This is a genomic window from Lysinibacillus sp. FSL R7-0073, assembly GCF_038009065.1.
In the GTDB taxonomy this organism is placed as follows: Bacteria; Bacillota; Bacilli; order Bacillales_A; family Planococcaceae; genus Lysinibacillus; species Lysinibacillus fusiformis.
Map to the genome: position 1 here is coordinate 4,702,570 of NZ_JBBPAS010000001.1, position 20,001 is coordinate 4,722,570.

Below are 20,001 nucleotides of genomic sequence, written 5' to 3' on the forward strand. Positions count from 1 at the left end.
CGAGCATAAATGTTAAATACAATAGGCGTTATTGGTTTAGGTGTTATGGGCAGTAATATCGCCTTAAACATGGCTAATAAGGGCGAGCAAGTAGCAGTTTATAACTATACACGCGATCTAACGGACAAACTTCTACAAAAGGTCGAAGGACAAGCGCTTACTCCTTACTATGAAATAGAAGATTTTGTGCAATCTTTAGAAAAACCAAGAAAGATCTTTTTAATGGTGACTGCTGGTAAAGCCATTGATTCAGTCATTGACTCCTTAGTGCATTTCCTTGAAACAGGTGATGTCATTATGGACGGTGGTAACTCTCACTATCAAGATACAGAGCGTAGATACGATGGACTGATGGCTCGAGGTATCGGCTATTTAGGCATTGGAATTTCAGGTGGTGAGGTTGGAGCTTTGACAGGTCCTTCTATCATGCCTGGCGGCGATCGTGAGGTCTACGAAAAAGCGGCTCCCATTCTTACGAAAATAGCAGCGCAATTTAAGGGCACTTCATGCTGCACGTATATGGGGCCTAAAGGTGCAGGCCATTTTGTCAAAATGGTCCACAATGGCATCGAGTACGCTGATATGCAGCTCATTGCCGAGGCCTATACATTTTTAAGAAAAAATGTTGGATTGTCTGTTGAGGAGATCGCTGAAATCTTTGAAACATGGAATCAAGGAGAATTAAAAAGCTATTTAATTGAAATTACAGCTGAAATTTTACGCAAAAAAGATGATGTCACAGGCTTACCTCTGATCGATATGATTCTTGATAAAGCTGGTCAAAAAGGAACTGGCAAATGGACGAGTATGCAATCCATCGATAATGGCATCCCAACTTCGATTATTACAGAGGCTTTATTCGCTCGCTATATTTCATCATTAAAAGAAGAACGAGTTCGTGCAGAAGTAGTATTAGCAGGTCCAAGCAGTACTCAGCCAAATCTCGATAAAGAAATGTGGGTAGAATATGTCAGACAAGCCCTCTATATGGGGAAAATCTGTGCCTATGCACAAGGCTTTACGCAATATAAAATGACTTCAGAGCTCTATAATTGGAACTTACCATTAAAGGATATTGCGCTCATTTTCCGTAGTGGCTGCATTATACGTGCAGAGTTTTTAAATGTTATAAGCGATGCTTATGAAAAACAACCTACACTCGCTAACCTATTAATCGATCCTTACTTTGCAGAAAAAATAAAGGACTATCAAAGTGGATTGAGAAAAATTGTGTGCGAAGGTATACAGGCAGGTAATGCATTCCCATGCTTAAGTGCATCGCTCACATATTATGATAGTTATCGAACTGGTTCATCTAATGCTAATTTGCTACAGGCACAGCGCGATTATTTTGGTGCTCATACGTATGAGCGAACTGATTTAGCAGGTGTTTTTCACACAGATTGGTAAGGAAAAAGCTAAAATATACATCATTGTTCAATGATTGTATATTTTAGCTTTTTCATAATCTCTATACACATGTACTCGATTACGTCCTGCTTGTTTTGGTGAGTACAGTGCTTTATCTGCTTTGTTCAAGAGTTGATATAAGGTATCTTCCCCATTTGTCCCTTCAGCTACCCCACAGCTAATCGTAGTTGTAATGATTCCCTCTGTAGTCTTAAGCGGTTCTAGCTCTACACTCTGACAAAGCTTATTTGCTAAAGCCTCTCCCTCTACTGATGTGCATCCTCGTAACGCAAGAACAAATTCCTCACCGCCATATCTTGCAAAAAGCTCACCATGTTTTAATTCATCCTGACAAGCCTTAACGACATGAACAAGTACTTGATCACCCACTGCATGACCATACGTATCGTTGACATGTTTAAAATGATCAATATCCATTAGCACCACTGTAAATGAGGATGAAGTCCCTTTCGCCTCAACGTAAGCTTGATTACATTGTTGAAAAAATGCACGGCGATTATAAATTTGTGTAAGCTCATCATAATAAGCCTGTTTTTCTAACATTTTCTGGATATTTTTCACCTCCGTAATATCGGTGAAAATTAGTAATAGTCCACTACCGTGATTCACATGCTGTAGTGCTGTAATACGCACTTGATACTTACAATTAGTAAGTTCCAACTCAAATTCCTGCGCCTTCACCACGCTCTCCCATGTAAAGGGAATCGACTGCCCCGTTACCTCAAGCCATACCTTCGCAAAGTCCATGCCGAACATCGATCTCGTTAATGATGGCATCATCTTATTACAGGCTTGATTAAATTCTATTAATCGAAAACTTTCATCTAATACGATAACGCCATCATTGATACTATGAAAGATAGCATCTTTAGCGACCGGCATTACTCTAAACAAGCGCGAGGAATGTATAGACCATAAATACAACAGTGAGGAAGCCCATAAAACCATTGGAACTGGATCCATTCCTTTTGGTGTTAAGCCCAGCAAGTAGACAAATGCTGTTATAATGGGAATCAACTGCCCACACATTAACGCAATTAATTGTGGTCGATAGGACTTAGTTGCTTCCTTCCAATGGGTCAGCACTAATAAAAATGCTACCAACATGCTGGAAAATGTGAATATGCCGTGAATGATATACCATAAACCAATTTCCTGATGAATATAGGGAGCCCCTAAAACAGGGTCAATTTCAAATATTCGATGATGCAAATGATGGATATCATTTGTAGCAACCAACACTATACTAATAGCAGGAATAACAAGAATTCCAATGAGGTTTTTTTTTGATAATTTAAAGCCCAAATACTGCATGATAAACAATAAGCCTAATGGTGCAGAAGTTGCCATACCGACATATAGAATAGTTGTCCAAATCTTTATAGCCTCAAGTGATGTAGCTATTATGCAAAATGCAGAAGCAAAACAGTACACCGTTATGAAAGCTGTCTAACTAATAAACAATTGAGCAATTTTTGTATAATTAAAACGTTGTAGAAAGACATATAAACATAAATACAAATTTAGTACACCCGATGTACAGCAAAGAGTAATAAAAGCGGCCAATTGCGAATTCATGTCTATGTACCTCTTTAAATTTTTATTTTAATGTAGCATACATGCAAAACTTTGTGGATGTATTTATCAATACTAGCAGGCAAAAATCGAAGGAGTTTCAGGAGGGCAATATGACTACTAAAGACAGCCTAGACATCATTTTTTCAGATCCAACCAAAAGCCTTCCCCACCCCTTTTATCATAAGCAAATTGTGTTTACAGGCGCTCTTTCCACGATGACTCGTTCAGAAGCAGCCAAACAAGTAAAGGCTTGCGGTGGATTTTTACAAGGCACCGTCACACAACAAACGGATTTTGTCATCCTTGGAGACAAACGTCGTGGCATCAGTACTAAACAACGCAAAGCCGAGCAACTAATGAACTTTGGTCAGGATATTCAAATACTTATAGAGGACGATTTTTTATGGCTTATTTCGATACCAAAGGAAGTTGAAGGATAAGGGAATGTACGAGGTTATCGGCAAATATAAAAGGCTAAATCCTAATTGATTTAGCCTTTTTAACGTCTATTAATTTTTAGGAATTATTTATTTACTTTAGGTGCCGGGTAATCAAAGCCCTTCGTGTCCACTTCTACTTTTTTCATTTGCTGATCTTTTAATGGTTTATCTGTAGCATCTCGCTCAGCAGCAACAATTGCATCTACAGTTTCCATACCTTCAATGACTTTCCCAAAAGCAGCGTACTCTCCATCAAGATGTGTCGCTTCTTTTACCATAATGAAAAATTGTGATCCTGCCGAATTTGGATCTTGCGAGCGTGCCATTGAAATAACGCCACGTTCATGTTTCAGGCTATTGTCCCAACCGTTTGAGGAAAACTCGCCATCAATTGAATAGTCAGGTCCACCTGTACCATTACCTGAAGGGTCTCCACCTTGAATCATAAAATCAGGAATGACGCGATGGAATATAAGACCATCATAAAATCCTTCTTTCACTAATGAAACAAAGTTAGCTACAGTATTTGGTGCTACAGTAGGCTCTAATTCTATGACAATTTTTTCATCATTGCTCATCGTAATTGTTACAATCGGATTTTCTTTCACCTTGGATGCGTAATTTTCTTCTGATTCCTTTGTTGTACTTCCCTCTGTTTTCTTACTGTCATTCGCTGTACCACAGCCCGTCAATACGAAAATAAGTGCTAGCAATGATAACATTGCATAAAAACCTTTGTTACGTGTGAACATCTTTTCAACTCCTCTTATTTACCATCTATTCATTATAAAGCTATTCCATGGTTGACCACAATCTATCACACATCGTGTCAGGGTGATTTCTTGTTTCATAAATTAAAATACGTTTTGGATATATAACATTAAATAATCAGAATATTTAACCAACAAAGAGGTGAATGCTCATTTAGAGAGAGGAATTTTTAATGCACTGTAGAATAAAATTAGGAAGCTCTCTTATATTGAATACATTTCCATGTTTGTAAATTTAATTTTAAACCTTTGGAAAAAGGCATGGGTATTTATTCAGATAGATGGAGGTCAAATAAATATTAATAATATTTTAATATTTTTCCATTAAAGAAGAGCAAACCCATTTTTGAACTGCCCTTTATTTTCCCGTGAAAATGTTACAAAGTTCACGTACAAGTTGTTTGCATTTTTTTGATGAACATTTACTTTTCATTCCTAGTAAAAACCTAATAGATCATTATCGCCACTGTAGAATGTATTTAATTTTATTCAAAGGATTCTAGTCCTACATAAAAAGGGTATTGACTAAAACCGAATAATACTCTTAAGAAATTTTAACTAATTTCTACTTTTTTTTACCTACCTGATTATTACTACTGTAAAATAAAATAATAAGACATTCGATACGAATAAAGTAAAAATTTAACAATTTTTCTACAGGACAATGACAAAAAATTGGGGGTTCATTTACATGTCTATAGAACAAACGAGATATTCTCGACTGGCCAATATAACGAAAATGATAAACATGAAGCTTGATTTACGTGAAGTATTGGAACAGGTAACAATCGCAATATCTGAAGAAATCGTCAACTGTGATTCAGTGGGAATTTATTTGCCACAAGAAGATGGAACATTCAGAGGATATGTAGGAAAACCAGAAGTAATTAACGGTTGGACATTGAATATGCATGTCATTGAGACTGAAATAGATTTACTGGCAAAGGAAGTAATTGAAACAAAGAAAACGATTTATATTCCTGATACTTCAAGAGACAATCGCCCTGACCCTAGAGCCGTTGAAGGATTTCATATTAAATCTTTATTAGTACTCCCTATTTCCTTTGAACAAGAGTTATTTGGACTTGTTTTTTTATTTGATTATGGAATTCCAATGAACTTAACAGAGGAAGAAATCCAAACGGTTGAGGCCTATGTAAATATGGCTGCGGTTGCGATTCAAAACGCAAACAACTTAACTTATAAAGAGCATCTTATAAATGAAAAGCAGTTACTGCTCGATGTTACACGCGACTTATCCATGTGCTCTTCACTACAGGAAAGCCTTGATAAATGCTTTTTCTACTTAGAAAAGGTTTTAGATAATAAAAATATAGGTGTTCACTTATTAGATCCTTTAGCAGAAAAAAGTATTAAACCAGCTAAGTTGAGTAAGGATAGCGATTGGACCGAAGAGAATTGGCTTAAAACACATAACAAAATAAAAATTGATGAGAGCAATGATCCTGTCATGCAGGAAGTTTTTGAAACGAAAAAAGCGATTCTTATTCCAAATGTATTTGAGGATGACAGGCCAAATCATGAAGTTTGTCGTAATTTCGGGATAAATGGTTTAGTTATGTTTCCTTTGATTTCAATGGGTGAAATTTTAGGACAAATTTCTATTGTTAATCTTGAAAATAAACCTTTTTTCTATTCCGAGACTCAATTACAGTTAGCTCAATCCATTGTTGATACTACTGCATCTGCCTTATCCAACCAGTTATATATGGAAAAACAAGAGATTATTATTGAGGAGAGAACATCGGAAGTAAGAGACAAAAATAAAGAGCTTGAACGTGTTGTCGCGGAGTTGCAGCAACTTAGCCGTGAAAAAGAGTTAATTCTCAACTCGGCAGGTGAAGGAATTTTTGGATTAGATCTTGACCGTAACATTACATTTTGCAATCCAGCAGGTGCGCTCATGTTGGGGTATGAAACAGATAGAGAATTGATTGGACAATCAGTTGAAATTATTATGAGTGGTTGTGAAGCAGAGAACAACACTACTGTTTCACCCTTCTTAAATACAAATTTTAACAGCTACGAAGTTTTTTTTAGAAAAGATCATTCCAACTTCCCCGTTGAATACGTCACTTCTTTAATAAAAGAAGGAGATAAAGTCGTAGGCGAAGTTATTACATTTAAAGATATAACGCAAAGAAAGCAATTAGAAGAAAAAATTAAATACCACGCCTATTTCGATAGTTTAACGGATTTGCCCAATAGAGTTCTTTTATTAGACAGACTAACGCAAGGACTGAAGTATGCGAAAGTAAATGGTGAAAAATTAGCTGTGCTCTACTTGGATTTAGATCGTTTCAAGTTGGTGAATGATTCGCTAGGTCATAGTTATGGAGATTTATTACTTCAAAGTGTTGCCAAACGTTTAAGTGCCTGCGTCCCAGAAGATGCAACTGTATCAAGGCAAGGTGGAGATGAGTTTACAATCTACTTACCTAATATTAAGTGTGAGAATGACATTTTAAAAGTTATTAATTGTATCAATGCTTCTTTCTCTCAACCTTTTAATTTAATAGACAATGAAATATATATTAAAACAAGTATTGGTATCAGTTTATTTCCTGAAAACGGCGATACTACAGAAACGTTAATCAAAAATGCCGACACAGCCATGTACAAATCAAAGGAAACGCCAGGTACTAGCTACCATTTCTTTAGTGAAGGAATGGATACAAGAACTTTTGAGAGTATCAAACTTGAAAATGATTTATATAAGGCTTTAGAGCGAGATGAATTGATTATCTTCTATCAGCCACAAATAAATTATAAAACAAATAAAATTAAAGGTGTGGAAGCTTTATTAAGATGGAATCATCGAGAACATGGCATGATAACGCCTGATAAGTTTATTCCACTTGCTGAAGAAACAGGGTTAATCGTCCCGATAGGTGAGTGGGTTCTTAAGGAAGCATGCAAGCAATTAAAAGAATGGCATAATCAAGGATGCCCTCTAATTAGTATGTCTGTGAATTTATCTGTTCATCAGTTCGAACAGAATAATTTATTTTCTATTATTGAAAGTGTCTTACATGAAACAGATTTGTCTCCTGAATATTTACAGCTAGAGCTCACAGAAAATCTAATTGTAAAAAATACAGAGGTAACATTAAAGACGATGACACAATTGAAGGGACTTGGGGTCAATTTAGCTATTGATGATTTCGGTACCGGTTATTCATCTTTAGGTTATTTAAAAAATTTGCCGATTTCCACATTAAAAATTGATAAATCCTTTGTACAAGAAATGTTAACGGATGATGCAGCAGCTATTACTAATACAATCATTACCCTAGCTCAAAATTTGAAATTGGAGGTTATTGCTGAAGGAGTCGAAACAAAAGAACAAGCAGACTATTTATTGGCACAAAATTGTCATTTCATGCAAGGATATTTCTTCAGTAAACCTATGAAAGCTGGAGAAATTATGAAAAAATATTTCTGTTAGTCTACTAAATGAATATGCAAAGGAGAAATGATGATGAAAGCAGCTCGCGCAGTCTTAGAGTATTTAAAAAATAGTGGTGTGCAATATATTTTTGGTATTCCAGCAGGCTCAGTCAATGCATTTTTTGATGAATTCAATGATATGAGTGAATTAACACCTATCGTCACAAAACATGAAGGAGCAGCATCTTATATGGCTGCGGCTTACGCAAAATACGCCAATCATCTAAGTGTTTGTATTGGTTGTAGTGGACCTGGTGGAACAAACCTAGTAACAGGTGCCGCAAATGCTATGCGGGAGCATTTACCGGTTTTATTTTTAACCGGTGCTGTTCCTGTTAACACGATCGGTTTAAATGCCTCTCAAGAGTTAGATGCTGAACCAATCTTCCGACCAGTTACCAAATATAGCGTAACGGTTAAAGAATCGAAGGATTTACTAAAAGAAATTGTAAAAGCCTCAGAAATCGCTCTATCTGGCGTGCCAGGTCCTGTACATATCGCTATACCAATAGATGTTCAACATGAAACCGTTCCAAACCTAGAAATACCAGCCCCACCAAAAGGAACAGCCATTATTCCTGAACTAGATACCATTAAAAGTGTAGCTGAAGAGCTATTAGCAAGAAGAAGTGGCTATATTTTGGTAGGACAAGGTGTAAGAAACTCTGTTGATCAATTATTAGAGTTAGCAGAAATTTTAAATTGGCCAATTATTACAACACCACAAGCTAAAGGTTATATTCCAGAGGATCATCCTCTCCTAGTTGGTGTGTTCGGCTTTGCTGGCCATGAGGCTGCCTCCCAATTAATAGCTGATGGCGACGGGCAAGTTTTATTCATTGTTGGTTCAAGTTTAGGAGAAACAGCCACAAATAACTACAACTTAAACCTTACTAAAAATCGTTTTTCAATACAGATGGACTTTGATCAATCCGTGTTCAACCGAAAATATGACATTGATTTACCGGTGCTAGGTGACATCCATATTAGTTTATTATTGCTTATTGAAGAACTAAGAGCTAAAGGTCTAGCAAGAACTTCGTTTGAGGTTACAGAAAATAAAGAGATTTATGAAGCAGACACAGGGGAATATAACACGAAAAATGTATTGTTAACTATTCAAAAATATTTACCTACCTCTACAAGATACGCTATTGATATTGGTGAATTTATGTCCTATGTCATTCATCATATGAAAGTAGTAGATTATGATACATTTAATATAAATGTTCATTTTGGAGCTATGGGAAGTGGAATTGGATCTGCTATTGGTTCAAAGTTAGCTGAACCTGAACGTCCTGTTGCATGTATTACAGGAGATGGTTGCTTTTTCATGCATGGGATGGAGATTTTAACAGCAAAAGAATATCATCTACCCATTTTATTTATTGTCATGAATAATGCTCGTTTAGGGATGGTATACCATGGACATGCTTTACAGTTTAAGCGTACGCATCCATCCTTTGAGCAACATCCGATTAATATTAGTGCTATGGCCTCAGCAATGGATATACCAAGCTTCCAAGTAACAGAGCTGCAAGACCTTAACCAAGATATGCTTCATAACTTGATGAATTTAAATGGTCCAGCTGTATTGGAAGTAGTTTTAACAGACAATAATACACCTCCCATGGGAGATCGAGTTAAATTTTTATCCTCTTTTGGAAAGTAAAATTTATTGCTAATGATGAAAAGGTCATATAGATGGGGTGAATAACCCCTCTATATGACCTTTTTAATTTATAAATGCGAAAATGATTGTTGAATGACCCCTAGTATAGCACCTATTGTTTTTCCTTTAAAAGTATCTGAAACAGCTTCACTCGTGGGATTTGAGTAATAGTAACTATCCATTGTATCATCGAAGTAATATCCGATACTTGCTAGTTTATGCTGTAAATTAGTTGGTAATTCTTTAAGCCCAGTTTGTTCAAAGAAATAATTTGTAGGATAAACCTTCACATCTATATCCCCTGCTCCTGTATGTACGACAAATAAATCCTTTTCATGTTGAACAATCCATTGACCCTTTGAATATAAAGATAGCCTTGCTCCCTCTAGTGAGGAAATGGCATCCAAATTAACACCAAACATTTCATTTAGAATACTCCGTGCCTTTGTCCCTGTTATATTTCCCTCATACTGTTGTAGAAAGGAATCTATTGCCTCTCTTCCTGATAATGAAGAAATTCCTTCTATCTCTTTATTTACAATAGGAGCTTCATCTAAATTAATTTTATAAATTAAATTTACAACATGCCAAATCTCCGTACTACTAATCTTTTCTTCATACGTCTCTAAATGCTGATCCATCATTTCTGCCTTCTTCATCTTCGGCCCTCCCATAAAACTATTCTAAGAAAACCCACACTTCAAATGTTTTAAATTGCACATGACGTTAATAAACCATAATTCCCTTGTCTAGAGCAGATTGATTTTGTACCGGATTTCCTAAAATATATAGCTTTTTCAAATTCGGTAGATTTACTAAAGGCTCTATATTTGAAATAGCGTTGTTTTCCAAGTGAAGCACCTCAATTTGTTGCCAACTCTCCAAAAAACTTAACGATTGTAATGAACTATCTTGTAATGTGAATGAACGTAGAGCTGAAAAACGAGCAAAGAAAGGCATCACCCTATCAACCTCATGCACCCAATCACCATTACCTACTCGCATCGATACATCATTTAAAGTTAAATGCAACAGCACATTGTTCGTTAATGGATGCTCACTAGTAAATTGAAAATTACATTTAGAACAATTTAATGTTTTTACATGTTTTAAATTGAATAGCTCACTCGTTTCTTCATCAAAAAATGTCTCGTCTAAATATAGTGTTTGCAAATTGGGTAGGTCATTTAAAGAACTAATCTCTGTAAAAATCCCATACTCCTTCGCTGTAAGTTGTTCGAGCTTTGGGTATTTCCGTAATTGAGCACCATTTAATGTCGAATCCGAACCACTTATATCCACAGTCAAATCTTTTAAACTAGGTGCCTCTAACTTCGGTATAAAAGAGCCTGTTATTTCTGCCTTTTTCAAATGGGGCGCTACTATCGGTGAAGTGTCGCCATAGTAACCCGTTAGCGTTAACTCCGTGAGTGATGTTAGACTGTTCACAATATCAAGTAATTCCAATTGACCTGGAGAAGATAAACGTAGCTTTGTTAAAGACGACTTATTTCTTAATTTTTCTAAATTAGCAATGTTCATATATTCAAGATCAAGTGATTGAAGATTAGGCATGTTTTGTATAAAATCAAGTGTTTTTAAATTTCTTACCGATGAAAGCTTCAATTCCTGTAATTGATTCAATGAATAAAAAGAGCTAAAATCTGTCGCATCACTATTATCGATCGTTAATGATTCTAAATTTGTTAAAGTAGACAGCCATTTAAAATCATTGGTAAACTTTAAAGACAATGATTTTAGCGGCAATTTATTTAGAAGCTGGAAATCTGTGACCTCTTCCGCCAAATAAGATATTTCTAGTGATTGGAGATTGGGAAACTCTAATAATAAAGCAAGCTCATTATTGCTTCGAATTTGGATAGAGAGTTCTGAAACCGTAGATTTATCGCTAAAGTATTCCGCAATTTTACTAAAAGATTCATTAAAGCTTCCTGTATAGCTTTTTAAGTTTTTCAAATGTCGAAAGCTTACATTTTCACTTTGCGATATTTCATAATCATTCATCAGCTTCAATACGGTCAATCCTGTAAATGCCTCGAAGTCCTTTTGTTCAATTTTTTGTGTATTTAATAGCTTATCCTTCATAATATAGGTCACAATTTCTGCTTCCTTATTTGTAAACGGATCATCCAGACTGTAATCAAAATGCCATTGATCCTCAGAAAAATACGCAGCCAAATAACGGATGCTTGCAAGTTCTTCTTTACTTGGCATTACATTCCCCTTTTCAAAAATATCTTTTAAAAAGAGTAGTAAAACCTCGCTTTCTGGTATTGTTCGTACAGATGTCTCTTCATAATTCCCTTCTTCTTTTTGATTGTTGCTTAAAAGCAAATATCCAAAAAATACACATAGAAAGACAAACGGTATAAATAGAAGTACTTTTAAATTCGATTTTGGAAGTGTCGCTTTATGAGGAGCAGTTGTACCATAATAATTATTAATCGTTTGATCTACAAAGTAGACTTTATTTTCTTTTAACATTATTTCAGTATCACAAAATGGACATTTGAATGAATGCTCCTCTTTAAATTCAATGTTTCCATTACAATTAGGACATTTTAATGTAACAAATTCCACTGGCAATCCCCCTCCCTGTCTATTTCCAATTAAGCTTAGTGGTCTGAAAAATAAATGTCAATATTTCTAATAAATACTAATCGTATCCCTCCTCTAGATCGACAATAAAAATGCTGTGGAGACCTATATTCAATCCCCATTAATTTTAAGAGGAATATCTTTGAACTTTCTTATAGGTGGCTAAGCCTATTAGTTGTGAAGTAATAAAGGAAATATGTTATCTTTTTGCAAGGTAGTATTTTGGAAAGAGAGGATATTCATCAATGAATCAAAATAATTTCTGGCTTGATTTACCACGGCCATTTTTCATTTTAGCACCTATGGAGGATGTGACAGATGTTGTATTTCGTCATGTCATTAGCGAGGCAGGTCGTCCCGACGTATTTTTCACGGAATTCACCAATACGACAAGCTATTGTCATCCAGACGGCATGGATAGCGTGCGTAACCGCTTAGCCTTCACAGAAGATGAACAGCCGATTGTTGCACATATTTGGGGAGACAACCCTGAACATTTCCGTCAAATGAGTATCGGCATGAAAGAGCTGGGCTTTAAAGGGATCGATATTAATATGGGTTGCCCAGTCGATAATGTAGCTGAGCGTGGTAAAGGAGCCGGCTTAATTCTTCATCCTGAACTAGCATCAGAGATTATCCAAGCCGCTAAAGCAGGTGGTTTACCTGTTAGCGTAAAAACAAGACTTGGCTTTACAAATGTAGCAGAGTGGCGTGAGTGGCTCACTCATATTTTAAAACAAAACATCGCTAATCTTTCTATTCATCTACGTACACGAGAAGAAATGAGTAAGGTCCCCGCACATTGGGAATTGATTGCAGATATTAAAAAACTACGGGATGAAGTTGCTCCTGAAACATTGCTAACGATCAACGGAGATATCCCTGACCGAGTAACAGGTTTAAAATTAGCTGAGCAATACGGTATTGATGGAGTAATGATTGGGAGAGGCGTGTTTTCAAACCCATATGCCTTTGAGCAAGAGCCAAAGGAGCATAGTGCAGAGGAATACCTGAACTTGCTATACCTTCACCTCCATCTTCATGATCATTATTCTAAGGAATTTGAAACTCGTTCATTTAAAGCATTACAACGTTTCTTTAAAATATATGTGCGCGGCTTCAAGGGAGCTAGTCAATTACGAATTCAATTAATAAATGCAAGTTCAACCGATGAAGTACGTGAACTACTTGCAGTGTTTACTGGAAACGAATTAACAAAGTAAGCTTTCATAATAAAGGAGACTGGCTATTGCAAGCCAATCTCCTTTTTGGTTGCTTTGTCATACATTTCGATGCATTTTGAAGACTACAAATTCTCTTCTGAACTTTCTTTATAGATCATCTCTTTATTGTCAGAATGAATGCTTTTCATTCCATCAAAAAATGAATATTCACTCCTTAAATAATTCTCTAACTCTCCTTTATCGTGTGGAAGCTGAGTTAAGTAATACTTTGAGCTATCGATTCTTTTTTGAATTTCTTGTTGATTTTGGGTCGTCATTCCGTGACCGGGTATATGGGTTGTTATGGCATGATTAAGTAAAATTTTTTCAGCCTTATTCATCGTATTCACATAATCCTTATAGCTGCTAAAGATGAAAGGAAATTCAACATCAGACAAGTAATCGCCCGAAAGAAATAACCCGTATGGCTCTATCACTGTAAATAAACCATCATCTGTATGGCCAGGGGCTTGATAAAAGGTCATCGTAATCGAATCTAACTCTAATGTATATCCATCCTCTGAAACGACAATATCAACTGTAGGATATACAGGGGAATAACTCCTATGTAAATAATATTTCTGATCAAATTGATGAATTTTTTGAATGCTTTCTGCTTTATTCAAATTGTCATCAAATCGTTTAGAGGCAATTACCTTGGCCTCCGGAAACGCTCCTGAACCAATTATATGGTCAAAATCACTATGGGTATAAATAATATATAGTTGTTTGTCACCTTGAATGTTATTTATAAAATCTTGAATTTCTTGAATTTCGCTAGGTAACCAATTAGGATCTGTCATAATGATTGATTCATTCGTTTGAATGATTGCCGAGGTAGTCATATATAATGCACTTTGAAAAACTGTAATAGTATTGTTTTGGAATTGAATCATCAGGAATCTTCCCTTTCCTTTTTTAAAGGTAGTTAGTACGGCAGATTTTGAACAAGATTTCTTAATGTAAAATTTCGACCAAACTTAGTAAATTCCTCCTTCAAGAAAAAATGTAAGGAAGTAGGAATGACGTATAGCCATATTTGATGTAGCTATTAAAACTAGTAGCCTTATCGATAGTGGAAATCCAATAACCCCGTGCAACCTAGAAATATTTCTCTTGTAAAAATATTTTATGATATGATGTTTAGGTTGTTTATCTGCTCTGTGACACATTTATATTCATCTAAGAAAGAGGTATTTATGCACCACACACAATTATCCAAGAGACATTGGTTACTTATTTTAACACTTACTTCATTAACATTCGTGCTGGGGACAAGTGAATTTGTCATAGTCGGAATCTTAACTGATATTTCTTCAAGTCTACAAATGACAAACGCAAAAGCAGGCACACTCGTTTCTGCATTTGCCATTACATTTGCCATTGCTACACCACTTGTGATGTCCGCAACAAGTCACTTTCCTAAGCGAAAATGGATGTTGTTTTTGATAGCAGCTTTCATAATCTTTAATGCTTTGTGTATCATTTCTACGAACTACATTATGCTGCTGCTACTTCGTATTATGACAGCGGTTGTAACAGGCGTTTTAATTTCTCTAGCCATGATTGTTGCAAGCGAAACCATGCCTAGTAACAAACGTGGACTTGCCATTTCATTCGTTTTCGGCGGTTTCACACTGGCAAATGTCGTGGGGGTACCAATTGGTATTGTAATTTCTAACTCGTATGGATGGAATGCCACTTTCATGTTAACCACTTTACTAGGAGGGGTTGCGTTTTGGGCATCCTTCTTCGTCTTGCCAAAGGGGCTCAGTCAAGTACGTAGCTCCATACGGGATCAGTTTTCTCTCATAATCAAGCCACGTATTTTAATGGCCTTTTTCATTCCTGCTCTAGGATTTGGTGCAACTTACGCGGTCTTTACGTACCTTGTTCCTATTTTGAAGGGAATGGGGGCTCCAAATAATTCTATTAGTCTTATCCTTTTTGGATATGGGTTTATTTCGATATTCAGCAATATTCTCGCTGGTAAAATTGCCAATCACAATGCTATCGGTCGCCTCCGTTTTGTTTTTCTCGTGCAGGCAATTGTTCTAATTTGTTTATTTTGGACTACCAATCATTTTATTTTAGGACTAGTAAACATCGGATTAATGTCTTTAATGGCAATCCTGTTAACAACATCCACTCAGCTATATTTAATTGATCTTGCTGAAATTTACCAACCAAGTGCTAAAGGATTGGCCGCTTCACTTATGCCAGTTGCGAGTAACGTTGGTATTGCTTTTGGATCTGCATTAGGCGGAATTGTTTATCATCAAGGGAACTTAATGAATGTAACATGGGTCGGTGGACTCGTTGCGATCTGTGCAAGCCTACTAACATTTTTTAGTCATCACTTAGATCAAAAACAATCTGCATAAAAAACGAAAGGCATTTACTGTTGAGATAGTTTACAAACACTAATAGCTGGCGATTTGTTAAAAAATCGCCAGTTATTTTTATTTCCAAAACCACACTCTAAAAAGTTTCCCCTCCAATAATGGCCTCTTTCCTCTTCTATAAGCTACTACTCGACTGGCTATATCTATATCGGGTGTTTTGATAGGATTAAAGGGAAAAATTTGGATATTTATTTCCAATTCAAAAGTTCTGCTTTTATATTCAATTACTAGGAAAATAGATTTAATCTATACTTCATAAAATGATACTAATTATCAATATTTCAGAATATTTAAATATTCCGATACTCGAACTAATTCAATTGTGATAAATTGGAAATATCACACTAAACTGAAAAGTGTGACAATTAGAGGCAGAGGAGGAAATGAGATTTGAAAAATTTTAAGTTTATGAAGTTTTTTAGTAGTATTCTAGTTTTCGTAATGGTGCTTTCTCTATTAGTTCCATTGTCGAGTGCTAGTGCTGAAGAATCGAAACCCTTCAAGCAGGATAGTCAAAGTGAAAGTATTATTCAACTAAAGGCAGCTATTGCTGAACAGCTAAGCTTGTCTAAAGATGGTCCAACTCTCCACGAAAGCTTACAAAATGTATCAGGCAATCAAGAGGTTGCAGTCATTGTTCATTTATCTGAAAAGCCTGTTGCACTAGAGCAAGGGATAAGCCAAATCAACGGCAAGAGATTCTCTAATGCGCAAGAAAGTGAAGCTCGTTCAAATGTAAAAGAACAACAAGCACAAGTAAAAAAAGAGTTAGTCACTAAAAATGTTCAGATGACTCAAGGATACACATTCGATACTGTTTTAAATGGCTTTGCAGCCACTGTGAAAGCAAACGATCTCCCAAAACTGCTTACAGTAGAAGGAATAACATTAATTGAACCTGATGTCATTGTTCATGCATCAGAAGATGATACGACGAAATCATCAAAACTTATAAAAGAAGATCAATTAGAAGCTCAAATGAATACAAGTAATTCTTTCCTTGGCATCGAAGAGCTTTGGAAGGAAGGACTTGAAGGACAAGGAATAAAAGTAGCTGTATTAGATACTGGTATTGATGTAGATCACCCTGAATTCGCTGGAATTTATAAAGGTGGAAAAAACTTTATTCCAAATTCTTCAACTTACACGAAGCCTCGGGCAGATAATGATGCATCGGAAACATTGCCTTCTGAGCGTCCAGCTGGGACACCTGAATTTAATGAAAAAGGAAGCTCATTCTATACTTCTCACGGTACACATGTTGCTGGAACAATTGCAGCAATTGGTGCTAACGAATACGGCATTAAAGGGATTGCTCCAAAAGTAGACCTTTATGCTTACCGTGTGCTTGGAGCATATGGAAGTGGCGCTACATCGGGTATTGTTAAGGCAATTGAAACTGCGGTCATTGAAAAAATGGACATTATCAACCTTTCACTTGGTGGGGGAGCTAATACTGAAACGGATGCTGGTTCATTTGCTATAAATAATGCAATGATAGCTGGAACAATCGGAGTAGTTGCAACAGGGAACTCTGGTCCAAATCGCGGAACAATGGGGACGCCTGCAACCGCTCGTTTAGGAATTGCTGTTGGTAACACAACAAATCCTGAAACCATGTACAACGGAGAAGTAAATGTTACGGTTGGCGACTATAACTTAACTAAACAGCTCCCATTAATGGGAACTACTTTCGGGAAAAATGTTGCAACACAGCTTCAAGGAGAATTTGATCTAGTTGCTGTTCCTGGAAATGGCGAAGTAAAAGACTTTGAAGGAATTGATGTAGACGGTAAAGTGGCATTGATTTCGCGTGGCGGCATCGCCTTTGTTGATAAAATTGCGAATGCAAAGGCAAATGGAGCTGTCGCAACCATTATTCATAACTTTGCAGGCGGATCAAACGCACCAGATATTTCAGGTACATTCCTTGGTGATGCATTCGAATATCTACCAACATTCGATATGTCCCAAACGGATGGTAATGCCATTCGTGCTGCATTAGCAGGCGGAACTGGCAAAGTAAGTTTTAGTAAATTTGCTTCCACTAAGACACTGGGGGATGATGTAAACTCTTCTAGTTCACGTGGACCATCTACTCCAAACTTTGATATTAAACCAGATGTAAGTGCACCTGGAACAAATATTATGTCAACGATCCCAATGTATAAAAAGGATTTTCCTGATGCAGATTATGCGGAAGCTTATGGTCGAAAAACAGGAACATCAATGGCAACACCGCATATTGCAGGTATTGTGGCATTAGTTAAGCAAGCCAATCCTAATTGGAACGCGTTTGATGTAAAAGTGGCTCTTTCCAATACGGCACAGGTTTTAGATAAAACAAAATACGATGTGTTTTCTCAGGGCGCTGGACGTGTAAATGCATATGCTGCAGCTCATCCAGAAATTCTTGCTTATGCACTTGATAGCGCAATTTTAGATGGAACGGGTGCAGTTACTGAAAACTTGAAAGGTACAGTTACTTTCGGTCCACAATCACTTAAGGACCAGAATATTTCTGTAACGAAACAAGTTCTAATAAAAGACATGAAAGGAAACGGTGGCAATTATAGCGTTTCAGTTGATGTGACAAAATCATTTGGTGATGCAACTGTTACAGTAGATCAACCGACATTTAATTTAAACGGTGAGCAAGTGTTAAACATTACATTAACTGCTTCACAAGCTACGGCACCAAATGGCTCTGAATTACTAGGGTATATTTACATCAATGGAGGATCTACAGAAATTTCATTACCATTCGCAGCTGACCTTGGTGGCGAAGCAGTAACAGAAATTAAAGATTATAAGATTACAGAAACAGACCTATCCTTTAACGGAGATGGCGTAAAAGACTCAGCTGTCCTTTCATTCACATTAACAGGAGATGTAACAACTAACTATATCGAGCTTTGGGATATTATGAATCCTGAAGGCGGAGAATATGGAGATGGCTACATTGGTTATCTACATGCTGGTACAGCGCTAGGAAAAGGCTCTTATACACTGAATGTTGGTGGGCAGTACAAACCTTGGGGATCAGAACCTGCCACAAAGATTCCAGATGGTCTGTATACAATTGACTTTACAGGGCTTGCATCATCAGGAGTAGTTTCCGATTATGTTGGACCAATTATTGTGAAAACAACTAAGCCAGAAATTACTGGTTCAGTAACTGAAGGTGTCGCTACAGGACAAGTAACAGATAAATATATCGACTACAATGAAGAGTTAGCTTTATACGATTTAAATTACAATTTAAATGATAAATTAAAAGCTTCCTATATCTCCACGGTAAATGGACAAGAACAAGCGCCTGTTGCTTTTGAATTAAATCAAGATGGTAGCTTCACATTCCCAGTAACAGCGGAAACTAATGCTGTATCAGTAAAAATTACTGACGCTGCGGGGAATGTTGGTGAAGCAAAAATATATGAAAAAGAAATAGGTGAACCAGTAGTAACACTTTCTGTAAATCCAACTGAGCTAGACCTAACAGCTGGGGAGACTGCACAGCTTAAAGTAACAGAAACGTCAACACCTGCAGAAGGTGAGGCAACAGAGGAAGACGTTACATCAAAAGCGACGTATGCGGTTGGAGATGAAAATATCGCAACAGTAGTAAATGGATTAGTCACTGCAGTAGGTGAGGGTACGACTACCATTACTAGCTCACACGGGGCTAATACTGTTACGGTAAATGTTACAGTTAAAGTACCTGTTGTTGAAGAACCAAAAGTAACACTAGAAATTGACCAAGCTCAGGTTGAAACTAGAATCGGTAAAGAAGTTACAGTTAAGATTACCGAAGTAACTTCTTTGAATGGTGAAACAACAGAAACAGATGTTACAAAGCTTGCAACCTATGAAGTAGCAAATGATAAAATAGCTACTGTTAATGCAGGGGTTGTAAAAGGTAAAGGTCAAGGTACTACGACGATTACGGTAACATATGGTGACCACACACTAACATTTGATGTGTCGGTTGAAAAGCCAGGTAATGGTAATGGCAACGGCAATGGTAATGGCAACGGTAATGGCAACGGCAACGGCAATGGCAATGGCAATGGCAATGGCAACGGCAATGGCAACGGCAACGGCAACGGCAACGGCAACGGCAACGGCAACGGCAACGGCAACGGCAACGGCAATGGTAATGGTAATGGTAATGGTAATGGTAATGGTAATGGTAATGAAATTATCAAGATTGAGGCATAATTTATCTCTGTTCAAGCAAAAAGAGAAATTGCACTGTGCAATTTCTCTTTTTGCCTTTTCTTATACGGTCATTCTTAGTTAATATTCCTATCGATGTTCTCACGATATTTGATAAAAATCTGTACCTCTTTATCTTTCATGAACCGCATCATTTACTTATGATAAGGTTCA

The 20,001-nt window shown here is 36.6% G+C and carries 12 protein-coding genes; 7 read left to right on the top strand and 5 right to left on the bottom strand.

What is annotated here, in order from left to right; translation table 11 throughout:
- Positions 1 to 9 precede the first annotated feature (9 nt).
- Positions 10 to 1,410: a decarboxylating NADP(+)-dependent phosphogluconate dehydrogenase gene (gene gnd / locus MKY88_RS23725; protein ID WP_340814784.1), complete on the top strand. Its 1,401-nt coding sequence runs from the start codon at positions 10 to 12 to the stop codon at positions 1,408 to 1,410.
- A 27-nt stretch (positions 1,411 to 1,437) separates the two neighbouring features.
- Here gnd and MKY88_RS23730 read toward each other — a convergent pair whose 3' ends face one another.
- Entirely contained in the window at positions 1,438 to 2,865 is a 1,428-nt protein-coding gene (locus MKY88_RS23730) for a histidine kinase N-terminal 7TM domain-containing diguanylate cyclase (protein ID WP_340814785.1), read from the bottom strand.
- A 254-nt stretch (positions 2,866 to 3,119) separates the two neighbouring features.
- Here MKY88_RS23730 and MKY88_RS23735 point away from each other — a divergent pair, with 254 nt between their 5' ends.
- Entirely contained in the window at positions 3,120 to 3,449 is a 330-nt protein-coding gene (locus tag MKY88_RS23735; RefSeq protein WP_069483145.1) for a BRCT domain-containing protein, read from the top strand.
- A gap of 83 nt (positions 3,450 to 3,532) precedes the next feature.
- On the opposite strand, the gene MKY88_RS23740 is transcribed toward MKY88_RS23735, so the two are convergent.
- A complete protein-coding gene (locus MKY88_RS23740) occupies positions 3,533 to 4,201 on the bottom strand; it encodes a peptidylprolyl isomerase (protein ID WP_291755792.1) in 669 nt (222 codons plus the stop codon).
- 709 nt (positions 4,202 to 4,910) lie between these two features.
- On the opposite strand from MKY88_RS23740, the gene MKY88_RS23745 reads away from it, so the two are divergent.
- Both MKY88_RS23745 and MKY88_RS23750 read left to right on the top strand, forming a co-directional pair.
- Positions 4,911 to 7,688 (top strand): bifunctional diguanylate cyclase/phosphodiesterase, encoded by a 2,778-nt coding sequence (locus tag MKY88_RS23745; protein WP_328201627.1) that lies wholly within the window; start codon positions 4,911 to 4,913, stop codon positions 7,686 to 7,688.
- Between the two features lie 33 nt (positions 7,689 to 7,721).
- Positions 7,722 to 9,362 (top strand): thiamine pyrophosphate-binding protein, encoded by a 1,641-nt coding sequence (locus MKY88_RS23750; protein ID WP_328201715.1) that lies wholly within the window; start codon positions 7,722 to 7,724, stop codon positions 9,360 to 9,362.
- 68 nt (positions 9,363 to 9,430) lie between these two features.
- On the opposite strand, the gene MKY88_RS23755 is transcribed toward MKY88_RS23750, so the two are convergent.
- Both MKY88_RS23755 and MKY88_RS23760 read right to left on the bottom strand, forming a co-directional pair.
- A complete protein-coding gene (locus MKY88_RS23755) occupies positions 9,431 to 10,021 on the bottom strand; it encodes a hypothetical protein (RefSeq protein WP_258269746.1) in 591 nt (196 codons plus the stop codon).
- Between the two features lie 67 nt (positions 10,022 to 10,088).
- Entirely contained in the window at positions 10,089 to 11,963 is a 1,875-nt protein-coding gene (locus MKY88_RS23760) for a leucine-rich repeat domain-containing protein (protein WP_340814786.1), read from the bottom strand.
- A 263-nt stretch (positions 11,964 to 12,226) separates the two neighbouring features.
- Between MKY88_RS23760 and MKY88_RS23765 the strand changes: the two genes are divergently transcribed.
- Positions 12,227 to 13,204: a tRNA dihydrouridine synthase gene (locus MKY88_RS23765; RefSeq protein ID WP_328201634.1), complete on the top strand. Its 978-nt coding sequence runs from the start codon at positions 12,227 to 12,229 to the stop codon at positions 13,202 to 13,204.
- A gap of 83 nt (positions 13,205 to 13,287) precedes the next feature.
- Here the strand turns inward: MKY88_RS23765 and MKY88_RS23770 are convergent, their stop codons facing one another.
- A complete protein-coding gene (locus MKY88_RS23770; RefSeq protein WP_328201637.1) occupies positions 13,288 to 14,100 on the bottom strand; it encodes an MBL fold metallo-hydrolase in 813 nt (270 codons plus the stop codon).
- Positions 14,101 to 14,403: 303 nt separating this feature from the next.
- On the opposite strand from MKY88_RS23770, the gene MKY88_RS23775 reads away from it, so the two are divergent.
- Together MKY88_RS23775 and MKY88_RS23780 are read left to right on the top strand one after the other, a co-directional pair.
- Entirely contained in the window at positions 14,404 to 15,588 is a 1,185-nt protein-coding gene (locus tag MKY88_RS23775; protein ID WP_193833488.1) for an MFS transporter, read from the top strand.
- A 411-nt stretch (positions 15,589 to 15,999) separates the two neighbouring features.
- Positions 16,000 to 19,830: a S8 family serine peptidase gene (locus MKY88_RS23780; RefSeq protein WP_340814787.1), complete on the top strand. Its 3,831-nt coding sequence runs from the start codon at positions 16,000 to 16,002 to the stop codon at positions 19,828 to 19,830.
- Positions 19,831 to 20,001: the final 171 nt, after the last annotated feature.